This is a genomic window from Streptomyces sp. NBC_01257 (genome assembly GCF_035917255.1).
GTDB lineage: Bacteria > Actinomycetota > Actinomycetes > Streptomycetales > Streptomycetaceae > Streptomyces.
In genome coordinates this window covers 1,600,415-1,618,336 of the sequence record NZ_CP108472.1, presented here as the reverse complement: position 1 = coordinate 1,618,336, position 17,922 = coordinate 1,600,415, and the positions used below count along the sequence as shown (strand labels likewise).

19 protein-coding genes are annotated in these 17,922 nt (G+C 72.8%); 8 read left to right on the top strand and 11 right to left on the bottom strand.

Going from position 1 to position 17,922, the window contains the following annotated elements:
- The first annotated feature begins 166 nt into the window (after positions 1-166).
- Positions 167-700 carry a Clp protease N-terminal domain-containing protein gene (locus OG408_RS06530; RefSeq protein ID WP_326668827.1) on the top strand — a complete coding sequence of 178 codons (534 nt, stop codon included), beginning with the start codon at positions 167-169 and terminating at the stop codon, positions 698-700.
- A 9-nt stretch (positions 701-709) separates the two neighbouring features.
- Here the strand turns inward: OG408_RS06530 and OG408_RS06525 are convergent, their stop codons facing one another.
- On the bottom strand, positions 710-1,303 hold the full coding sequence (locus OG408_RS06525; protein ID WP_326668825.1) for a TetR/AcrR family transcriptional regulator: 594 nt from the start codon (positions 1,301-1,303) through the stop codon (positions 710-712).
- An 86-nt stretch (positions 1,304-1,389) separates the two neighbouring features.
- Here OG408_RS06525 and OG408_RS06520 point away from each other — a divergent pair, with 86 nt between their 5' ends.
- The 3 genes from OG408_RS06520 to OG408_RS06510 all read left to right on the top strand — a co-directional run bounded on the left by OG408_RS06520 (position 1,390) and on the right by OG408_RS06510 (position 4,090).
- Complete coding sequence (locus OG408_RS06520) at positions 1,390-1,836, top strand: nuclear transport factor 2 family protein (protein WP_326668823.1); 447 nt, start codon at positions 1,390-1,392, stop codon at positions 1,834-1,836.
- A gap of 137 nt (positions 1,837-1,973) precedes the next feature.
- Positions 1,974-2,978 (top strand): EamA family transporter, encoded by a 1,005-nt coding sequence (locus tag OG408_RS06515; RefSeq protein ID WP_266776321.1) that lies wholly within the window; start codon positions 1,974-1,976, stop codon positions 2,976-2,978.
- Between the two features lie 113 nt (positions 2,979-3,091).
- Positions 3,092-4,090, top strand: a complete 999-nt coding sequence (locus OG408_RS06510) for a DMT family transporter (protein WP_442806011.1) — start codon at positions 3,092-3,094, stop codon at positions 4,088-4,090.
- Between the two features lie 55 nt (positions 4,091-4,145).
- Here OG408_RS06510 and OG408_RS06505 read toward each other — a convergent pair whose 3' ends face one another.
- Complete coding sequence (locus OG408_RS06505; RefSeq protein WP_266776317.1) at positions 4,146-4,841, bottom strand: pyridoxamine 5'-phosphate oxidase family protein; 696 nt, start codon at positions 4,839-4,841, stop codon at positions 4,146-4,148.
- Between the two features lie 35 nt (positions 4,842-4,876).
- Here OG408_RS06505 and OG408_RS06500 point away from each other — a divergent pair, with 35 nt between their 5' ends.
- Complete coding sequence (locus OG408_RS06500; RefSeq protein WP_266776315.1) at positions 4,877-6,208, top strand: aminotransferase class I/II-fold pyridoxal phosphate-dependent enzyme; 1,332 nt, start codon at positions 4,877-4,879, stop codon at positions 6,206-6,208.
- Here OG408_RS06500 and OG408_RS06495 read toward each other — a convergent pair.
- The gene (locus OG408_RS06495) at positions 6,195-7,232 is read right to left on the bottom strand and encodes a DMT family transporter (RefSeq protein WP_442806010.1); all 1,038 of its coding nucleotides are present in this window, start codon (positions 7,230-7,232) and stop codon (positions 6,195-6,197) included. The two genes, OG408_RS06500 and OG408_RS06495, sit on opposite strands and share 14 nt — an antisense overlap.
- A gap of 74 nt (positions 7,233-7,306) precedes the next feature.
- On the opposite strand from OG408_RS06495, the gene OG408_RS06490 reads away from it, so the two are divergent.
- The gene (locus tag OG408_RS06490) at positions 7,307-8,227 is read left to right on the top strand and encodes a LysR family transcriptional regulator (protein ID WP_266776310.1); all 921 of its coding nucleotides are present in this window, start codon (positions 7,307-7,309) and stop codon (positions 8,225-8,227) included.
- A 73-nt stretch (positions 8,228-8,300) separates the two neighbouring features.
- Here OG408_RS06490 and OG408_RS06485 read toward each other — a convergent pair whose 3' ends face one another.
- Positions 8,301-8,777, bottom strand: coding sequence for a pyridoxamine 5'-phosphate oxidase family protein (locus OG408_RS06485; RefSeq protein WP_266776308.1), 477 nt, complete (start codon positions 8,775-8,777; stop codon positions 8,301-8,303).
- 111 nt (positions 8,778-8,888) lie between these two features.
- Between OG408_RS06485 and OG408_RS06480 the strand changes: the two genes are divergently transcribed.
- Complete coding sequence (locus OG408_RS06480) at positions 8,889-9,566, top strand: cysteine hydrolase (RefSeq protein ID WP_266776306.1); 678 nt, start codon at positions 8,889-8,891, stop codon at positions 9,564-9,566.
- Here OG408_RS06480 and OG408_RS06475 read toward each other — a convergent pair.
- From OG408_RS06475 to OG408_RS06450, 6 genes are all read right to left on the bottom strand, one after another.
- Positions 9,550-10,005: a Rieske (2Fe-2S) protein gene (locus OG408_RS06475; protein ID WP_326668815.1), complete on the bottom strand. Its 456-nt coding sequence runs from the start codon at positions 10,003-10,005 to the stop codon at positions 9,550-9,552. The genes OG408_RS06480 and OG408_RS06475 overlap by 17 nt on opposite strands.
- 73 nt (positions 10,006-10,078) lie before the next feature.
- Positions 10,079-12,238: a prolyl oligopeptidase family serine peptidase gene (locus tag OG408_RS06470; protein WP_326668813.1), complete on the bottom strand. Its 2,160-nt coding sequence runs from the start codon at positions 12,236-12,238 to the stop codon at positions 10,079-10,081.
- Between the two features lie 82 nt (positions 12,239-12,320).
- Positions 12,321-13,925, bottom strand: coding sequence for an MDR family MFS transporter (locus OG408_RS06465; RefSeq protein ID WP_285571104.1), 1,605 nt, complete (start codon positions 13,923-13,925; stop codon positions 12,321-12,323).
- 103 nt (positions 13,926-14,028) lie between these two features.
- Complete coding sequence (locus OG408_RS06460) at positions 14,029-14,634, bottom strand: acyl-CoA-like ligand-binding transcription factor (protein WP_326668810.1); 606 nt, start codon at positions 14,632-14,634, stop codon at positions 14,029-14,031.
- A gap of 135 nt (positions 14,635-14,769) precedes the next feature.
- Entirely contained in the window at positions 14,770-15,330 is a 561-nt protein-coding gene (locus OG408_RS06455; RefSeq protein WP_326668808.1) for an antibiotic biosynthesis monooxygenase, read from the bottom strand.
- A gap of 117 nt (positions 15,331-15,447) precedes the next feature.
- A complete protein-coding gene (locus tag OG408_RS06450) occupies positions 15,448-15,933 on the bottom strand; it encodes a carboxymuconolactone decarboxylase family protein (RefSeq protein WP_326668806.1) in 486 nt (161 codons plus the stop codon).
- Between the two features lie 197 nt (positions 15,934-16,130).
- Here OG408_RS06450 and OG408_RS06445 point away from each other — a divergent pair, with 197 nt between their 5' ends.
- The gene (locus tag OG408_RS06445) at positions 16,131-17,054 is read left to right on the top strand and encodes an RNA polymerase sigma-70 factor (RefSeq protein ID WP_266776292.1); all 924 of its coding nucleotides are present in this window, start codon (positions 16,131-16,133) and stop codon (positions 17,052-17,054) included.
- 75 nt (positions 17,055-17,129) lie between these two features.
- Here OG408_RS06445 and OG408_RS06440 read toward each other — a convergent pair whose 3' ends face one another.
- Positions 17,130-17,918 carry an SDR family oxidoreductase gene (locus OG408_RS06440; protein WP_326674481.1) on the bottom strand — a complete coding sequence of 263 codons (789 nt, stop codon included), beginning with the start codon at positions 17,916-17,918 and terminating at the stop codon, positions 17,130-17,132.
- Between the last annotated feature and the right edge of the window lie 4 nt (positions 17,919-17,922).

The following is a 17,922-nucleotide window of genomic DNA, read 5'->3' as shown; positions in this document are numbered from 1 at the left end:
AGCGCATGGCAAGGCGGCGCGCGCCGTTTGCCGGAATCAGGTTCCGGAACGGCGCGATCTCATCCGTAAGGAGGAGGGATCGTTCCTCTGTGCCCAACTCGGGTGGGATGCGGCAATGGGACTCTCCGGGGACGCTCCGGCTCTTCGGGGCTGATGGGGTGGAAGGGTGCAGAACCGGACCCCGCGGATCCCTCAGCAGCCCGCACCGCATCACCGTGCTGAGTTCGACGCCGGACTCACCGCGGAGCTTGCCGCCGTGGTGAGCGGTGCCCGCAGGCGTGCCCTGCGGGACGGTGACCGGCAGATCGACACCGCTCATCTGCTGCACTCCCTCATCGAGTCCGACCCCGGGGTCCGCGAGGCCTTCGACGGCGGACCGCAGCTGGCCAGGGTGCTCGGCTACCTCGTCCAGCGCAGCATCGGATACGGGCTCCGCTGGCAGGGGGCGGTCGAGGACTCGGGCGCGGTCCCGGTGGTGCCGGAGGCGGATGCCGAGGGGTGGTCGCCCGCCGCGGCGTCCGCGATGGCGGGTGCCTACGGCCGGGCGCGCTCGCTCGGCCGTGAACGGGCGGGCGGCGTCGACCTGCTCGCGGCGCTTGCCGCGGACCGGGAGAGCCGGGCGGTCGAGGTTCTGGAGCGGGCGGGGGTCGACGCGGCGCTGCTCGCGGACCGGATCGTGGAAGGCACCGGCCGGGGCTGACCGCCGGACTCAGCCGGCCGGCCGGGTGAGGGCGTCGAGCGCCGGGCGCAGCAGGGCGGTGACACGGTCGGCGGGGACGTCCCGGAGTGCGGCGAGGCCCAGGAGCTGATGGCCGATGGTGACGCCCACCATCGTGGTGACGATCAGCGCGGCGCACAGTTCCGCGTCGCTGCCGTCCCCGTACTCACCACCCCCGTCGTCGGTCGACAGGGCGTCGCCGATGGCGGTGATCTGGCGGTCGAGCGTTGCGCGGGCGTGTTCGGCGGAGGCCGGGTCGGTGAGCATGGAGCGGAGCATCGCCAGTGTGCCGTCGGGCATTCCGCCGAGCTTGACGCCCAGGGTGGCCATCAGATGGCCGAGCAGTGCGTCGCCGTCCACCGACGCCTGAGCTGCGGGCGGTGCCTGCACGGCCCGGGTGAACAGCCCGCGCTTTGAATCGAAGTACTGCATCACCAGGGCCGGGTCGACGCCCGCCGAGGACGCCACGGCGCGGATGGTGGTGCGGTCGAACCCCTTCGCCGCGAACAGTTCCCGGGCGCTGTCGAGGATGCGCGCCTCGGTGGCCCGGCGGCGGTCCGCGCGGGAGAGGGGGTGGCTGGTCACGGATTCACTCTACAGCTGTTGACCGATGGCGGACCGGCTCGTACCGTCATTTACTCAACAGTCGTTGAGTGAATGGAGCGGATTCCATGACGGATTCCCGGGGGCTCACGTCCCGTACGCCGCGCACGGTGCTGGGCTGCTACCACCGGGCCATGCTGGACAAGTCGGCCGACGACCTCGCCGATCTGTACGCCGTGGACGCGCTGCACGAATTCCCCTTCTCCGCCCCCGGCTTCCCCGCCCGCTTCACGGGCCGTGAGGAGGTGCGGGCCGGCTACCGGGCGGCCTGGATTGCCAGCCCGCTCCAGGTGGTGGAGATCGCGGACGTGGCCGTCCGCCCGGCCGCCGACCCCGGCACGGTCGTCGCCGAGCACGTGGTCGTGGTGCGGTCGGCGGAGGGCGACCGCTTCGCCGTGCCCGGACTGCTGATCATCGAGGTCAGGGACGGGCTGATCACACGGGTGCGCGACTATATGGACGCCCTTGCCGTCGCCCGCGCGGGCGCGTCGGTGGCCGCGGGGTCCGGGGCGTAGCGAAAGCGGGTTCCGCGGTGAACCGCGAGGGCCGGGGCGCCGGACTGTGCTGTCAGGGGCGCCGATGACATCGGAGTGTTACCCCGGTCAGGTGTCACAGGGGTGACGCTCCTGACGCCAGCTGTCATGATGTGCCGATGCACGCGTCTCAGGGAAGAAGCGCCGGCCTGGGACTCGCCCTCGCCTCGGCCTTCGCGTTCGGTGGTTCCGGAGTGGCTGCCAAGCCGCTCATCGAAGCGGGGCTCGACCCGCTCCACGTGGTGTGGCTGCGGGTGGTGGGGGCCGCGCTCGTCATGCTCCCCGTGGCCTGGCGCCACCGGGGCCTGGTCCGCAGCCGCCCCGTACTGCTGCTGGGGTTCGGGCTCCTCGCCGTCGCGGGGGTGCAGGCCTGCTACTTCGCCGCGATCTCCCGTATCCCGGTCGGTGTCGCGCTGCTCGTCGAATACCTGGCGCCCGCGCTCGTCCTCGGCTGGGTGCGTTTCGTCCAGCGCCGCCCGGTGACCCGGGCGGCCGCCGTCGGTGTGGTGCTTGCGGTGGGCGGCCTCGCCTGTGTGGTCGAGGTGTGGTCCGGGCTGACCTTCGACGCCGTCGGACTGCTGCTCGCCCTCGGTGCCGCCTGCTGCCAGGTCGGCTACTTCGTCCTCTCCGATCAGGGAAGCGGCACGACGGCGGAGGATGCCGAGCCTCCGCATCCGGTCGGGGTCATCGCCTACGGGCTGTTGATCGGGGCCGTGGTCCTCACGGTGGTGGCCCGGCCGTGGGGCATGGACTGGTCCCTCCTGGGCGGAGACACGGTCATGAACGGCACGGATGTGCCCGCCTGGCTGCTGCTCGTCTGGATCGTGCTGCTCGCCACCGTCATCGCGTACGTGACCGGGGTGATCTCCGTGCGGATGCTGTCCCCGGCCGTCGCCGGCGTCGTCGCCTGCCTCGAAGCGGTCATCGCGACCGTACTCGCCTGGGTGCTGCTCGGGGAGCATCTGGCGGCCGCCCAGCTCTTCGGCGGTTCGCTGGTGCTGGCCGGCGCCCTCATCGCGCAGTCCTCGACACCGAAGGCGCCCTCCGGGCCCGTCGCCTCGGGACCGGGGGACGACTCGGAGCGGACCCCGGGGGAGTTGTCCGCCGAGCGTGCCGCCACGTAGGGTGACGATCATGCATTTGACTGTGCTTCCGCCTCCCGCCGCCTAGCGCGCGGGCGGCCTCATCTGACGAAGACCGGGCTCGGGCAGTCCCCGAGCGGTTCGTCGCTGCCCGCATGCGGAGCCGAGCGACCACCTCCCGTCTTCCTTGGAGAAGTCACGTGTCGAATCCTGCTTCCGGCCTGTCCGTCGGGCGGAGCCTGTCGTATCTGATCATTGCCGGAGTGGCCTGGGGCACGGCCGGCGCCGCCGCCTCGCTGCTCTTCGGGGCCAGCGATCTCGGGCCCCTCGCGCTGTCGTTCTGGCGCTGCGCCGGCGGCCTCGTCCTGCTGCTCGCCGCCCTCGTGCTGCGGCCCGCCCGGAGGCCCGCCGCCGAGTCCCGGCGCAGGCGGCTGCTGCGCATCCTCGGCACCGGCACCGGACTCGCCGTCTTCCAGACCGCGTACTTCGCCGCCGTCCAGGCCACCGGCCTCGCGGTCGCCACCGTGGTCACCCTCGGGGCGGGCCCCGTCCTCATCGCCGTCGGCGCCCGGCTGACGATGGGGGAGCGGCTCGGTGGCGGCGGACTCGCCGCGGTCACCGGGGCGCTGACCGGTCTCGCCGTACTGGTGCTCGGCGGCGACCCGGGCACGGTCCGGCCCGCCGGGATCGTCTGGGCCCTGCTCTCCGCCGCCGGCTACGCCGCGATCACGCTGCTGACCCGCCGGCTCGGCCGCGACGGCGGCGGCGCGGACCCGCTCGCCACCAGCGCCTGGGCGTTCGGCATCGCCGCGGTCCTGCTGCTCCCGATGGCCGCCGGTGAGGGACTCGTCCCGCAGACGGAGCACGCGGTACGGGTGGTGACGCTGCTCGTGTACGTCGCGGCGATCCCGACCGCTCTCGCCTACGCGCTCTACTTCGCCGGCACCGCGGTGGTGCGGGCGGCCACGGTGTCGGTGATCATGCTGCTCGAACCGGTCAGCGCGGCGGTCATCGCCGTCGTCGTGCTGCACGAGCAGCTCACCACGGCCACGGTCGCCGGGACGCTGCTGCTGCTCACGGCGGTGGTCGGACTGGCGGTCGCCGAGACGCGCGGCGCGGCGCAGGCCCGCCGGGAGGCGGCCGCCCCCGCGTGACCCGCACGGGCGGCGGGGCGGTGCGCCGGCGCACCGCCCCGCCCCCCGTCGGTGATCAGAGCGCGTTCAGGTACTCCGGGACGGCGATCGAGGGATCGAGGTCGTCCGCGGGGACCGGCGCGGCATAGCCGGGGGCGAGGGGGACGACGCCGGACCAGTAGGGCAGCGCGAGATCCCGTTCGTCGTCGTTCGGGCCCCCGGTACGGATCTTGGCCGAGACCTCCCGCAGGTCCAGCCGGATCACGGCGGTGGCCGCCAGTTCCTTCTCGTCCGCGGGGCGCGAGTCCGTGGAACGCCCGGGCACGACCTGTTCCACGATCGCGTCGAGCGCGATGCGCCGCTCCTCGGGATCGGTCACCGTGTGCGCCACGCCGTGGACGACCACCGAACGGTAGTTGAGCGAGTGGTGGAAGGCGGACCGGGCCAGCACCAGTCCGTCGACATGCGTCACGGTCAGGCAGACGGCCAGCCCCTCGTCGCTCCCGCCCGCCGTCCGCAGCGGGCGGGAGCCGGTCGAGCCGTGCACGTACAGCCGCTCGCCGACCCGGCCGAAGAGCGTCGGGAGCACGACGGGCGCCCCGTCCCGGACGAAACCGAGGTGGCAGAGGTAGGCCTCGTCGAGTATCGAGTGGATCACGTCCCGGTCGTACGCCGCCCGCTCGCGGGAGCGGGTCGGAACCGTGCGCCCGGTCGGCTCGTAGGCGGCTGCGGCGTCCGGGCCCGTGGTCTGCGGCTGGTGGGTGTCCGGCATTGCGTACTCCATTGCACTAGTGCATACTGATCTTTGTGCTAGGAGAGTATCGGATCAGTGGGCGGCGTGCATCGGAAATCGCCGCCAGTGTGGAGCGGGCGGTCGGCTCGGGTGAGCTGGCGCCCGGTCAGATGCTGCCTCCCATGCGGGAGTTGGCGAGTCGGCTGGAGGTGAACCCGAATACGGTGGCGGCCGCCTATCGCACCCTGCGCGAGCGCGGGGTGATCGAGACGGCGGGGCGCAGGGGGAGCCGTGTCCGGCCGCGCCCGGCGAGCACGGTGCGCGGTTCGGTGCGGGTCGAGGCGCCGCCGGGTGTGCGGGACCTGGGGGACGGCAATCCCGACCCGGCGTTGCTGCCGTCGCTGGGGGAGGCGCTGGCCGCGGTCGCCGAGGAGTATGCGCGGGGGCCGGGGATGTACGCACAGGAGCCGGTGGACGCCGAGTTCGCCGCGCTGGCCAGGGCCGGGTTCGACGCGGACGGTGTTCCGGCCGGGCCGGTGATCGCCACCTCGGGTTCGCTGGACGCGATCGAGCGGGTGCTGGCCGCCCATCTCCGGCCCGGTGACGCCGTCGCGGTCGAGGACCCGGGCTGGGGCAGCCTGCTGGACCTCGTCCCGGCGCTGGGCATGCGCCCGGTCCCGGTGGCGGTCGACGACGAGGGACCGCTGCCGGACGCGCTGGACGCGGCGCTCAGGGCGGGTGCGCGCGCGGCCGTCGTCACCGACCGCGCGCAGAACCCGACCGGGGCGGCGATCGGCGCAGCCCGCGCGGCCGAACTGCGGGCGGTCCTCGCCGGGTACCGCGGGGTGCTGCTGATCGAGGACGACCACGGACACGCCATCGTCGACCTGCCGCTGCACCCCTTGGCCGGCGCGACCGACCGCTGGGCGTTCGTGCGGTCCGTCTCCAAGGCGTACGGGCCGGACCTCCGGGTCGCCGTGCTGACCGGGGACGCCGTCACGGCCGACCGCGTCTCGGGCCGGCAGCGGCTGGGGCCCGGCTGGGTGAGCCGACTGCTGCAGCGGGCGATGGTGCACCTGTGGACGTCGGGCGCGGTCGACCCGCGCGACGTCGCCCGGGCGTACGCCCGCCGTCGCGACGCGCTGGTGGCGGCGCTGGAGGAGCGGGGCGTCGAGGCGCACGGGCGCAGCGGGATGAACGTGTGGGTCCCGGTCGGCGACGAGACGGGTGCCGTGGCGCGGTTGTTGCACGCGGGCTGGGCGGCGGCACCCGGGGCCCGGTTCCGGATGGCCGCGCCCCCGGGGATACGGCTCACCGTCTCGTCGCTCACCGACGCCGACATCGCTCCGCTGGCGGATGCGGTGGCGGCGGCCGCGGAGCCCGCGAATCCGCTCAGCTACGGATGAGGGACGGCCGCCGTTCCCGGCGCCGCGTTCCGGCGACGGCGTTCGGCGGGCCGGCCGGCCCGCCGGTACGGGCCCTGCTCTGGGTGAGGGCGGCACCGGCCAGGACCACGAGGGCGCCGACCGGGGTGTTCCAGCTCAGCTGCTCACCGAGCACGGCGACGCCGGCGGCGGTGGCGATGACGGGGATGAAGTAGGTGACCATCTGTGCCGTCGTGGGGCCGACCTCGGTGACGAGTCCGTACTGGAGGAGGACCGCGAGACCGGTGCCGAGCGCCCCCAGGGCGACGACGGCCAGAGTGGGCCACAGCGGGAAGGCGTCGGGCGCCGAGGTGAACAGCGGGGTCACCAGGGCGAGCTGCACCGTGCCGAGGAAGAGCTGGCTGCCGGTGAGGGCGAGGGCCGACGAGCCGCTCCCGGCGAGCGTGCGGCGGACGTAGATCCAGCCGATCGGATAGCTGAGGGAGGCCAGCAGTGCCATGGCCGTACCGCTGAAGTCCAGGCCGGAGAAGCCCTGCCAGGCGCCCAGCACGGTCAGCACGCCGAGGAAGCCGAGCCCGAGGCCGGCGACGCGGCGACGGGTGGGGCGGTCCTCGGAGAGGGCGACGAGCGACAGCGCCATGCCCCAGAGCGGTGACGTCGCGTTGCAGATACCGGCGAGCGTCGACGGGATGGTCAGCTCGGCATAGGCGAACAGTGAGAACGGGAGGGCGTTGAGGAGGAAGGCGGCGACGGCCAGATGTCCCCAGGTGCGCGCGGTGCGCGGCAGCCGCTCCCGCTTCACCGCCATGGCCACGGCCAGGACCGCCGTCCCCGACAGGAGCCGGCCGAGCGTGACCTGGAACGGGGCGTAGCCGTCGGTCCCGACCTTGATCAGGAGGAAGCTGAAGCCCCAGATGAGCGAGAGGGCCGCGAAGCGCAGCCGCCAGTCCAGGGCCGGGCGACGGGCCGGGGCGGTGCCGGCGAGGGTCCGTGATGCGGGGGTGGTCTCGGCGGCCGGAGTTCCCGGCGCGGGCGGTGCGCTCATGAGGTCAACGATGACGACTTCGATCTCGTAGCACAAGTGAGACTTTGTGCGCTCACTCCCGTAGCATTGCTTACATGTTGAACCTGGAGCGGCTGCGCACCCTGGATGCCCTCGCCCGGCTCGGTTCGGTCAGCGGCGCCGCCGAGGGGCTGCACGTCACCACCTCGGCCGTCTCGCAGCAGATGGCCAAGCTGGAGCGGGAGGTGGGCCAGCAGCTGCTGGCCAGGAACGGCCGCGGGGTCCGGCTCACCGACGCGGGACAGCTGCTCGCCGACCACGCGGCCCGGATCCTCTCGCAGGTCGAGCTCGCCCAGTCCGACATCGAGGCCCAGCGGGGCGAGGTGGTGGGCGAGATCCGGCTGGGTGCCTTCCCCACCGCCGCGCGCGGACTGTTCCCGTCGACGCTGCGCGCCCTGCGCTCGGACCACCCCGAACTGCGGGTGCGTACGCAGGAGCTGGAGCCCGAGAACGGGATCCGGGCGGTGCTCAGGGGGGACCTGGACCTCGCGGTGGTGCTGGACTGGAGCAACAAGCGGCTGCCGGTCCCGGGCGGTCTCACCCGGGCGGAGCTGCTCGACGACGCCCCCGACATCGCGATGCCCGCCGGTCACCCGCTCGCGGGGCGGGACGAGGTCGGCCTGGAGGAGTTCGCCGACGACGACTGGGTGTCCTGGCCCGAGGGCGAATTCTGTTACGACTGGCTGATGTTCACGCTCCGCTCCAAGGGCATCGAGCCGCGCATCGCCCACCTCGCAGGCGAGCACCACACCCAACTCGCGCTGATCGACGCGGGAATGGGGGTCTGTGTGGCGCCCCGGCTGGGCCGCGGCCCGGTGCCCGACGGGGTGCGGCTGGTGCCGGTGCGGCAGCAGATGAGACGGCATGTGCATGCGGTGTGGCGGACGGACGCCGACCGGCGCCCCTCGATCAGGGCGGCGGTCGCGGCGCTCCGTGAGGCGGGGCGGGCGCTGAACGATCCGCCGGCGGGCTCCTGACGTCCGGCCGGCCGCCCTGCTGCCCGGGCCGGGCCCGGACTCCTCCGGCCGGCAGACCGGCGGGCCGCCCGGTTCAGCTCCCGGCCGGGCCGCCGAGTTTGCCGAAGTCCCAGGAGGTGAGGGCGTCCGGGGTCAGCCGTGCCCAGGCGTGCCGGCCGTCGTGCGGCATCGTCTCCATGCCGAAGTACTTCGCCGCGAACAGCCTCTCCGGAACGGTGAGTTCCGGGCAGGGTTCGCCGGTGCGCGGCGCTTCGCCGACGAAGACGACGTCGCCCGAGAGCTCGATGCCGCGCAGTTCCCCGTACTCCACCCCGTCGTCGACCACCACGGCGATCTTCGGGTCGCGGCTCAGCTGGGACCAGCGCAGGCTCCGGGTGATGGAGTAGAGCCACAGCGAGGTGCCGTCCCAGCAGAACCAGAGCGCGCCGACGTGCGGGCGGCCGTCCGCACCCACCGTGGCGACCCGGCAGGTGCGCTGATCGGCGAGGTAGGCGTCGCGCTCCTCGTCCGTCATCATGATCCGGCGGCCCCGCCGCTGACTGACGGCCATGGGTGGCCCCCTCCCGATAGCTGACTAGGTGTCAGGAATCATGAGGCCTCTTCCTTCATCGCGCAATGGAGGTTAACCTCGCGCGCCGATCCGTCACCGAGAGGGGCAGCCGTGCCGTCCAGGGAACAGCTAGCCGAGCAGGTCGAACCGGCCACCACCGTCCTGCTGACGGTCGAGTGCCAGCAGGGTGTCGTGGGACCCGGCAGCGCGCTGCCCGAACTCGCCAAGGAGGCCCGGTCCTCCGGGGCCCTGCACAACGTCGCCCGGCTGGTCTCCGCCGCCCACGAAGCGGGAGTCCAGGTGCTGCACGCGGTGGCCGAACGCCGCCCGGACGGCCGCGGCGCGAACACCAACGCCCGCCTCTTCCGTGCCGCCGGGCGGCTTCCCGTACAGCAGCACTCCGGCACCACGGCGGTACGGATCGCGGAGCCCATCGAGGTGGCGGACGAGGACCTCGTCGTCCGCAGGCTGCACGGCCTCTCGCCGATAGCGGGCACGGACGTGGACGCGCTGCTCCGCAACCTGGGCTGCCGCACCCTGGTCGTCACCGGTGTGTCCGCGAACGTGGCGATACCCAACGCGGTCTTCGACGCGGTGAACCTCGGCTACGCGGCGGTGGTGCCGTCCGATGCCATCGCGGGGGTGCCCGCCGACTACACCCCCGCGATGATCCGCAACACCCTGGCCCTCGTGGCCACCGTGGCCACGACCGACGACCTGCTCGGCTGCTGGCGCGGCGGACGGGCCGTGAGGCGGCCGGGCGGCGGGGACGCTACGACGCGAGGCTGATCGAGTCGCCCTGGACCGTGATCGGGGTGGCGGGCAGCGGCTTGGTGGCCGGTCCCGTCTTGACGTCGCCCGTCGCCACGTCGAACTTGCTCCCGTGGCAGGGACAGTTGATGGTGCCGTCCGAGACGCTCGACACGGCGCACCCCATGTGGGTGCACTTGGAGGAGAACGCCTTGAACTCACCGGCGGTGGGCTGAGTGACCACGACGCCCTGATCCGTGAAGATCTTGCCGCCGCCCTCCGGGATGTCGGCGGTCTTCGCGAGGACGGGGCCCCCGCTGCCGTCCGTGCTGTCATCGGCCTCCTTGACGGTGCCCGACCCGGCCGGCTCGTCCGAGCCGCCGCACGCGGTCAGCAGGGCGGCCACGGAGACGGCCCCGGCCGCCGTGACGACGGTCCGGCGTCCGATACGGGCCTCGTGGTCCTGCGATGCGCTCATGCTGGCAATCCCTTCCGCGGTGTTCATGGCTCCGACGCTTCGTCCAGGGGTACGCGCGGCCGGTACCCCGTGTTCAAAGCCCCAGGGACTTCCTCAGGAAATCCCGCTCCAGCAGCAACAGGTTGCTCGCGGTCCGCTCCTGGCTGACCAGGTGGCCGGCGCCCGACAGCGGCAGCACCGTGTGCGGCCTGCCCGCGGCGAGCAGTGCTGCGGAGAACCGCAGCGTGTGCGCCACGGCCACATTGTCATCGGCAAGTCCGTGCACGAGCATGAGCGGCCGGGTCAGGGCCCCCGCCTCGTCCAGGAGCGAGTTGCGGGTGTAGTTCTCGGGCAGCACGTCCGGGTGTCCCAGGAAACGTTCCTCCCAATGGGTGTCGTAGAGCCGCCGGTCGGCCGGTGCGGCGCCCGCCACCGCCGCGTGGAAGACCTCCGGGTGCCGCAGCACCGCCGCCGCCGCGAGATACCCGCTGAACGACCAGCCGCGCATCGCCACCCTGGCCGTGTCGAGCCCGGGATGGTGGTCCGCCGCCGCGTGCAGCGCGTCGATCTGGTCCTCCAGGACGGCCGTGAGGCGGTCGCCGTGCACCGACTTCTCCCACGCCTCGCCCCGGCCCGGGGTGCCCCTGCCGTCGGTGACCAGCACCGCGAACCCCTGCTCGGCGAACCACTGGGCCACCGCCACCCACCAGGTCCGCACCTCCAGGACGAGCTGCATGCCGTGTCCGGCGTAGGGGCTGAGCAGCACCGGCAGCGGGGCGTCGCCCGGCCGGTGCCAGGAGGGCAGGTAGAGCCTGCTGCGCAGTTCCCGCCTGCCCAGGCTCAGGGCCAGCGGGCGCGGGGTGACGAGCGGTTCCTCGGCCAGGACCGCGATGCTGCCCGCCGGGGAGCCGGCCCGCAGCACCGTCACCGTATGACCCTGCGGTGTCCTGCTGTCCAGGACCACCGTCGGACCGCCGACCGCCGCCGTGTGCACGCCGGGTGTCGCGCTGACCCGTACGGGCTCCTCATCGGAGCCGTCGGCGGCGTACGACCAGACGTGGACCTCGGTCGGCTCCTCGCCCGCGGTGAAGAACACCCGGCCGTCCGCCGCGCCGAGCACCTCGCGGACCTCGAGACCCGGCGGTGTCGTGGCGCCGCCGATGTCCAGCCCCTGGGTGTCGCCGCCCGGCCGTGCGGGGACGACGAGCGCTCCGGAGGCCAGGCGCAGGGGGGTGCCCGGACGCAGCGCGACCCAGGCGGCGTCGTGCTCCCGGTGCGCCGTGCGGGTCGTGCCCGACTCCTCGTCCACCGCCAGGACCTGGACCGTCCGCTGGTCCCGTGTCTGTACGGAGACCAGCGGGCCCCGGTCGTCCCACCCGGCTGCCACGACGTACTCGAACGCCCGGTCCGTCCACCCGGCCTCCGGGTGCCCGGTGCCGGCCTCCGCGGGCAGCCGGACACCGGTCCGTTCCCCCGTCACCCGAACCACCTGCATCGACACCTTCGCGTTCGGTGTGCCTGCGGCCGGATAGGCGACCACGTGGGGCGGCCGCTCCGGGTCCGCCGGGTCGGTGATGTAGCGGCGGCGCACCCCGGCCGTGTCCACCCGGGCGACCAGGAGCGCGTCGCTCCGCGGCGACCACCAGTAGCCGCGGGAGCGCCCGATCGACTCCTGTGACACGTAGTCGGACAGGCCGTACGTGATGTGCTCCCCTTCCGGTTCCGCGAGCGGCCGGTCGTCCGTCCCGTCCGCGCGTACGGTCCGCAGCGCGCCCGCCGACACGTACGCGATCAGGGAGCCGTCGGGCGAGGGACGCGGGTCGACGACCGGTCCCGCCGTGGTGATGCGGCGCGGGGCGCCCCCTTCGGTGCGGACCATCCACAGGGTGCCCGTGAGCGCGAAGGCCACCAGCCGCCCGGACGTGTCGGTGGCGTACGAGACCACGCCCGACGAGGTGACGTGGGCCCGTACCCTGCGGGCCAGTTCCTCCGGCGGCACCCCGCCCGCCGCCTCGTCCGCGAAGCCGGGGGCGAGGGGATCGGCGAGCAGCCGCTCCGTGCCGTTCTCGTGCAGCCAGAGCCTGCTCACCGGGTCGGTGCCCGAGGTGCCGCGGACGAACAGCACCCGTTCGCCGTCGGGGGAGACGGTGAACTGCCGGGGCACCCCGAGGGAGAAGCGCCGGGTGCGGGCGAACTGGGCGGGGAAGCGTTCCGCGTCGGCCGCGAGGGAGTCGGCGGGGGAGGGGGGAGTCATGGCGACACCATGACAGGTGGAAAGCCCCGTACCGGCACGCGGGTGCGTGCCGGTACGGGGCTCGGGTGACCGGGTGGAGTGGTCAGTGGGCCGGTGCGGCCGCGGTCTCCGCAGCGGCGGTCTCCTCGGCGAGCCGCTCCATGCCGCTCTGCGTCCTGAGCGGCTTCTCCTTGATGAACAGGACCGCGATCAGGGCGAGGAACGCGAAGGGGGCACCGATCAGGAACACGTCCGCGGTCGCGACGCCGTACGCGTGCTCGACCACCTGACGGGCCGGTTCGGGAAGGGTGCTGAGGTTGGGAACACCGTGTCCGGCACCCCCGTTGTCCGCCGCCCCGCCGAAGCCCTTCTCCATCTCGGAGGCCACCCGGTGGCCGAGGACGGCGCCCAGGGCGCTCGTACCGATGGCCCCGCCGAGGCTCCGGAAGAACGAAAGCACCGAGGTGGCCGCGCCGAGTTCCGACGCGGGCACGTCGTTCTGGGCGGCCAGCACCAGGTTCTGCATCAGCATGCCGACACCGACGCCGAGCACGACCATGTAGAGGCTGAGCACGACGAAGGAGGAGTCGGCGCCGATCGTCGACAGCAGACCCATGCCCGCGGTCATGATGACGCCGCCCGCGATCAGGAAGCCCTTCCACTTGCCCCGGGCGGAGATGATCTGCCCGGCCACGGTCGTGGAGACCATCAGACCGAGGATCATCGGAAGGCTCATCAGGCCCGCGACGGTCGGGGTCTTGCCGAGCGAGATCTGGAAGTACTGCGACAGGAACACCGTGCCGCCGAACATGGCCACGCCGACCAGCAGGCTCGCGACGGTCGTGAGTGCCACGGTGCGGTTGCGGAAGATGTCCAGCGGGATGATCGGTTCCTTGACCCTGGACTCGACCAGGACCGCGGTGCCCAGCAGGACCACACCTGCGGTGACCAGCGCGGCGGTCTGCCACGACGCCCAGTCGAACCGGTTGCCCGCCAGGGTCACCCAGAGCAGCAGGGCGCTGACGCCGCTCATGATGAGGACGGCGCCGAGATAGTCGATCCTCACTTCCCGGCGGACCGTGGGAAGTTTCAGCGTCAGCTGGAGCAGCACGATGGCGAGCAGCGCGAACGGTACGCCGATGAAGAAGCACCAGCGCCAGCCGAGCCAGGACGTGTCGACGAGCACGCCGCCGATGAGCGGGCCCGCGACGGTGCCGACGGCGAAGACGGCACCGAAGATGCCGGAGTAGCGGCCGAGTTCACGCGGCGGGATGATCGCCGCCATCACGACCTGGGCGAGGGCCGTGAGACCGCCCGCGCCGATGCCCTGCACGACACGGCTCACGATGAGCAGTCCGACGCTGTGCGAGAAGCCCGCGACGAGCGAGCCGACGACGAACATCGACAGCGAGAGCTGGATGAGCAGCTTCTTGTCGTACAGGTCGGAGAGTTTGCCCCAGATCGGGACGGTCGCCGTCATGGCGAGGAGTTCGGCCGTGACGACCCAGGTGTACGAGGACTGGCTGCCGTTCAGATCGGCGATGATCCTCGGCAGGGCGTTGGAGACCACGGTGGAGGCCAGGATGGCCACGAACATGCCGGCCATCAGGCCCGACATGGCCTGGAGTATCTGGCGGCGCGTCATGCCGGACGCGGCTTCCTGTGGTGCACCGGCGGTGCCGGTTTCGGGTGTGACGGCAGCGGTCATCGGCTGTCGTTCCTCATTCTCTGGTGACTGGTGCGGTGGTGGGTGTCTCGGGCCGTCGGGCCGTGAAGCCGTGGGGCGTTCAGGCCTTCGAGCCTTGAGGTCTTCAGGTCTTCAGTCCGGCGCACAGTGCGGCGAAGGCCTCGCGGCAGAGGCTCTGGAACGTACGGGTACGGCCGGAGGCCGCCCAGACCTCGACCGCGGCGCGCACGGCGGCGATCGCCACGTGTGCCAGGAGCCGGGGATAGAGATCGGTCTCGGGGTCCTGGCCCAGACGCTCGGCCACGACGGCGACCAGGGCGCGTTCGTCGGCACCCTGCGCGGCCAGGAAGCCGGGGAGCAGGGCAGGGCTCCTCTTCAGCACCGCCATCTGGAGTTCCCAGCGTTCGTGGTCCTCCTCGATCTGGGCGAGCTCCTGGGCGAGTGCCTCACTGAGGGCTTCGAGCGCCGTGAGGTGCTCCGGCGCGTTGAGCACGGCACGGCGGGTGCGCTCGGCGTTCTCCTGGACGGGACGGGTGAGGGCGTCCTCCAGGCAGGGGAAGTAGTTGAAGAAGGTGCGCACGGAGACGCCGACGGCGTCGGTGACCGCCTCCACGGTCACGTTCTCGATCCCTCGGTCCGCGGCCATGCGCAGGGTCATGTCGGCAAGGGCGTCGCGCGTGGCGCGCTTCTTGCGTTCGCGCAGCCCGAGAGATGTGTCGTCGGCACTCATGAAGGTGCATGCTATGCAAGTTTGCGCCCTGGGCAAAATTCTTTCCCGGGAGGGGCGGGAGGGGTGTGCGGTGTGGAGGATCCGCCGGACGCCTTCGCCCCGTCCGGCGCGGCGGGGCGAGTTCCGTCAGGCCGGTCAGGACGCGTGGTGGAGGGTGTAGCGCTTGAAGGGGTCGGTGCCCGTGGCCGCCTCGGCGTGGGCGGCGGCGTGGGTCCACTCGCCGATCACGATCGCCCGGTCGCCACCGGACGTCAGGTGGACGTGCGCTGCCAGCAGACCCGGCGCCGGTGCCACGGCGCTCTCCGCTTCGGCGGCCGCCAGGGTGGTGACCACGAAGACACCGGCCGGCCGCTCGGCGTCGTGGACGACGCTGCGTTCCAGCCGGGTGCGGCGGAGTCCGGGGCGCTCGATCCCCGGGACGAGCGTGTCGACGCGGCTGACGGTGCCGGCGCGATGGGCGCGGGCCCACGCCAGATGCTCCTCGTCGCCGGTCCACTGGGCGTAGAAGAGCAGGCCGGTGCCATCGGTGTCGAGGAAGATGTGCTGGGCCAGGCGCCCGGACGGCGTCCCGGCCGCCGCCCATTCCGCGGCGATGGCATCGGCGGCGGCGCGCGAACGCCCGGCGGAACCCGTGAGCCACTCACTCATCAGGGCGGTACCGGCGGCGGGCTGAACGAGATCGAGGAAACGCGTCATGGGTAGAGACCTTGCTGCGTCAACCGCACTTGAGGTCAAGAGGGGGCCCGGTCGCTTCCTCATCGACCCGCGCGGGTCCGGGTCGTGCGACCCGGGCCCGCGCGGCATCGGCCGTGATCAGTCAGCGAGGGCGGCGAGGGCGCCGGGTGTGTAGGCCCCGCCCTGGTTGTCGAGGATCACGCCGAGCCGGTTGGTCGCGTTGATCATCGCGATCAGGGAGACCAGCGCGACGGTCTGGTCGTCGTCGTAGTGCTTGCGGACCTGCGCCCAGGTCTCGTCCGAGACACCTCCGTGGCCGTCGGTGATGCGGGTGCCCTCCTCGGTGAGTGCCAGTGCGGCGCGCTCGGCCTCGCTGAACACCGTGGAGTGGCGCCAGGCGGCGACCAGGTTCAGCCGGGTCGCGCTCTCGCCGGCCGCCGCGGCGTCCTTGGCGTGGATGTCCAGGCAGAAGCCGCAGCCGTTGATCTGGCTGGCGCGCAACTGCACCAGCTGCTGGGTGGGTTCCGGCAGGGCCGACGCCTGGATCACCTGACTGACGGCGTAGATACGCTTGCCGATCCGGGCGCCGGTCTCGTTCTCGAACAGGTTCATACGGGGTTCCATCTCAACGTCCTCGCTCGTGGCTCCGTGTGCCGCGCGGATCGTCCGTGCGGCGTTCCGATGCCCATGAGTCGCCGGCCGCCCCGGCCCCGTGACAGCACGACGGTGTGACGTAGGTCACTGCGCTGACGTGTCACAGGAAAGCGGGGAGCGGCGACTTGTGAGTGACGCGGACGAGACAGCGAAGACGGGAACCGACGATGGAGGAGCAGGCTGGACGAGCGGCCGGCGCGGGCGGGGAAGGCCCGCGCGCGGCGGGCACGGACGCGGCCACGGAGGCGTTCGTCGCCCACCGCAATCTGCTGTTCACCGTCGCCTACGAGATGCTCGGCTCCGCCGCCGACGCCGAGGACGTCCTTCAGGAGACCTGGCTGCGCTGGGCGGGCATCGACCAGGACACGGTCCGTGAACCCCGCGCCTTCCTCGTCCGCGTCACCACGCGCCAGGCCCTGACCCGGCTGCGCACGCTGAGCCGCCGCAAGGAGTCCTACGTCGGCCCCTGGCTGCCCGAGCCCCTGCTCACCGCGCCCGACGTCGCCGATGACGTGGAGCTGGCCGACAGCGTGTCCATGGCGATGCTGCTGGTCCTGGAGACCCTCGGCCCGACCGAACGGGCCGTGTTCGTGCTGCGCGACGTCTTCGCCGTCGAGTACGACGAGATCGCGCAGGCCGTCGGCAAGACCCCCGCCGCGGTCCGCCAGATCGCCCACCGCGCACGGGCCCATGTCGCGGCGCGCCGCCCGCGCGAGGCCGTCTCCCGGACCCAGACGCGCGGCGCGCTCGCGGCCTTCCAGGAGGCGGTCGAAACGGGTGATCTGCGGCGCCTGCTCGACATGATCGCCCCGGACGTCGTGCTGCTGACCGACGGGGGCGGAGTCGTACGGGCCGCACTGGAGCCCGTCACCGGTGCACGGACCGTCGCCGATGTGCTCCTGAGGATCGCCGCGGCGACCCTGGAGCCGGCCCAGGTCAACGGGCACCCGGCACTGATCGTGCGGACGGGCGGCGAGATCGACACGGTGCTCGCGGTGCGTCTGGAGGGCGGTCTCATCAGCGGCCTCTATGCCGTCCGCAACCCGGAGAAGCTGTCCCGCGTCGACCGGGAGACCGCGGTGACCCGGTGAGCCGGCATCGGACCCGGGGCAGCGGCCCGGCGCCCGCGTGAGGGTGCGGGCTGCCGGGACCTTCTCCGTACGCCCTCAGCCAGGTCCGACGGCCGACCGTGCGGCGAGGTAGCGGGCGGGGAACTCCCCGCCGCCGTGCACCGCGAGGTCCGCCCCGTTGACGTACCCGGACAGGCCGCCCGCCAGGAACAGACAGGCGCGGGCCACGTCGCCGGGCACCGCCATCCGTCCCATCGGGATGACACCCGCCACCGCCGTCCCGCCGTCCGTGCCGTAGACCGACGCCGCGCTCTCGGTGCGGATCAGCCCCGTGGTGATGTGGTTGACCCGGACCGCCGGCGCCCACTCCAGGGCCAGCGCCCGGGTGAGGGCCAGCAGCCCCGCCTTGGCGGCCGAGTAGGCGGCGGTGCCCGGCTGCGGATCGTGGGCGGAGACACTGCCGATGTTGATGACCGAGCCCCCGCCGTCCTGGACCGCCATCACGCGGTGAGCGGCCTGCGCCACGTAGAACGGCGCGAGCAGGTTGAGCGCCACGATCTTCTCGACGAAACGCGGCGAGACGGTCGCCGCGTCGGCGTCCGGGGAGCCGCCCGCGTTGTTGACGAGCACATCGAGCCGGCCGAAGCGTTCCACCGCCGCGTCCGCCAGCGAGGACGCCGCCGCCGGATCGCGCACGTCGGCGGGGACGAAGACCGCCTCCCGGCCCCCGGCCGACGGCAGGGTCCGCGGGGTGCCGCGGCCGCAGACCACCACGTCGGCCCCGGCACCGAGGAACGCCCCGGCGATGGCGGCTCCGATTCCCTTGGTGCCGCCGGTGACCAGCACCACGCGCCCCGCGAAGTCCAGCGGATCGCCGATGTCCATGTGC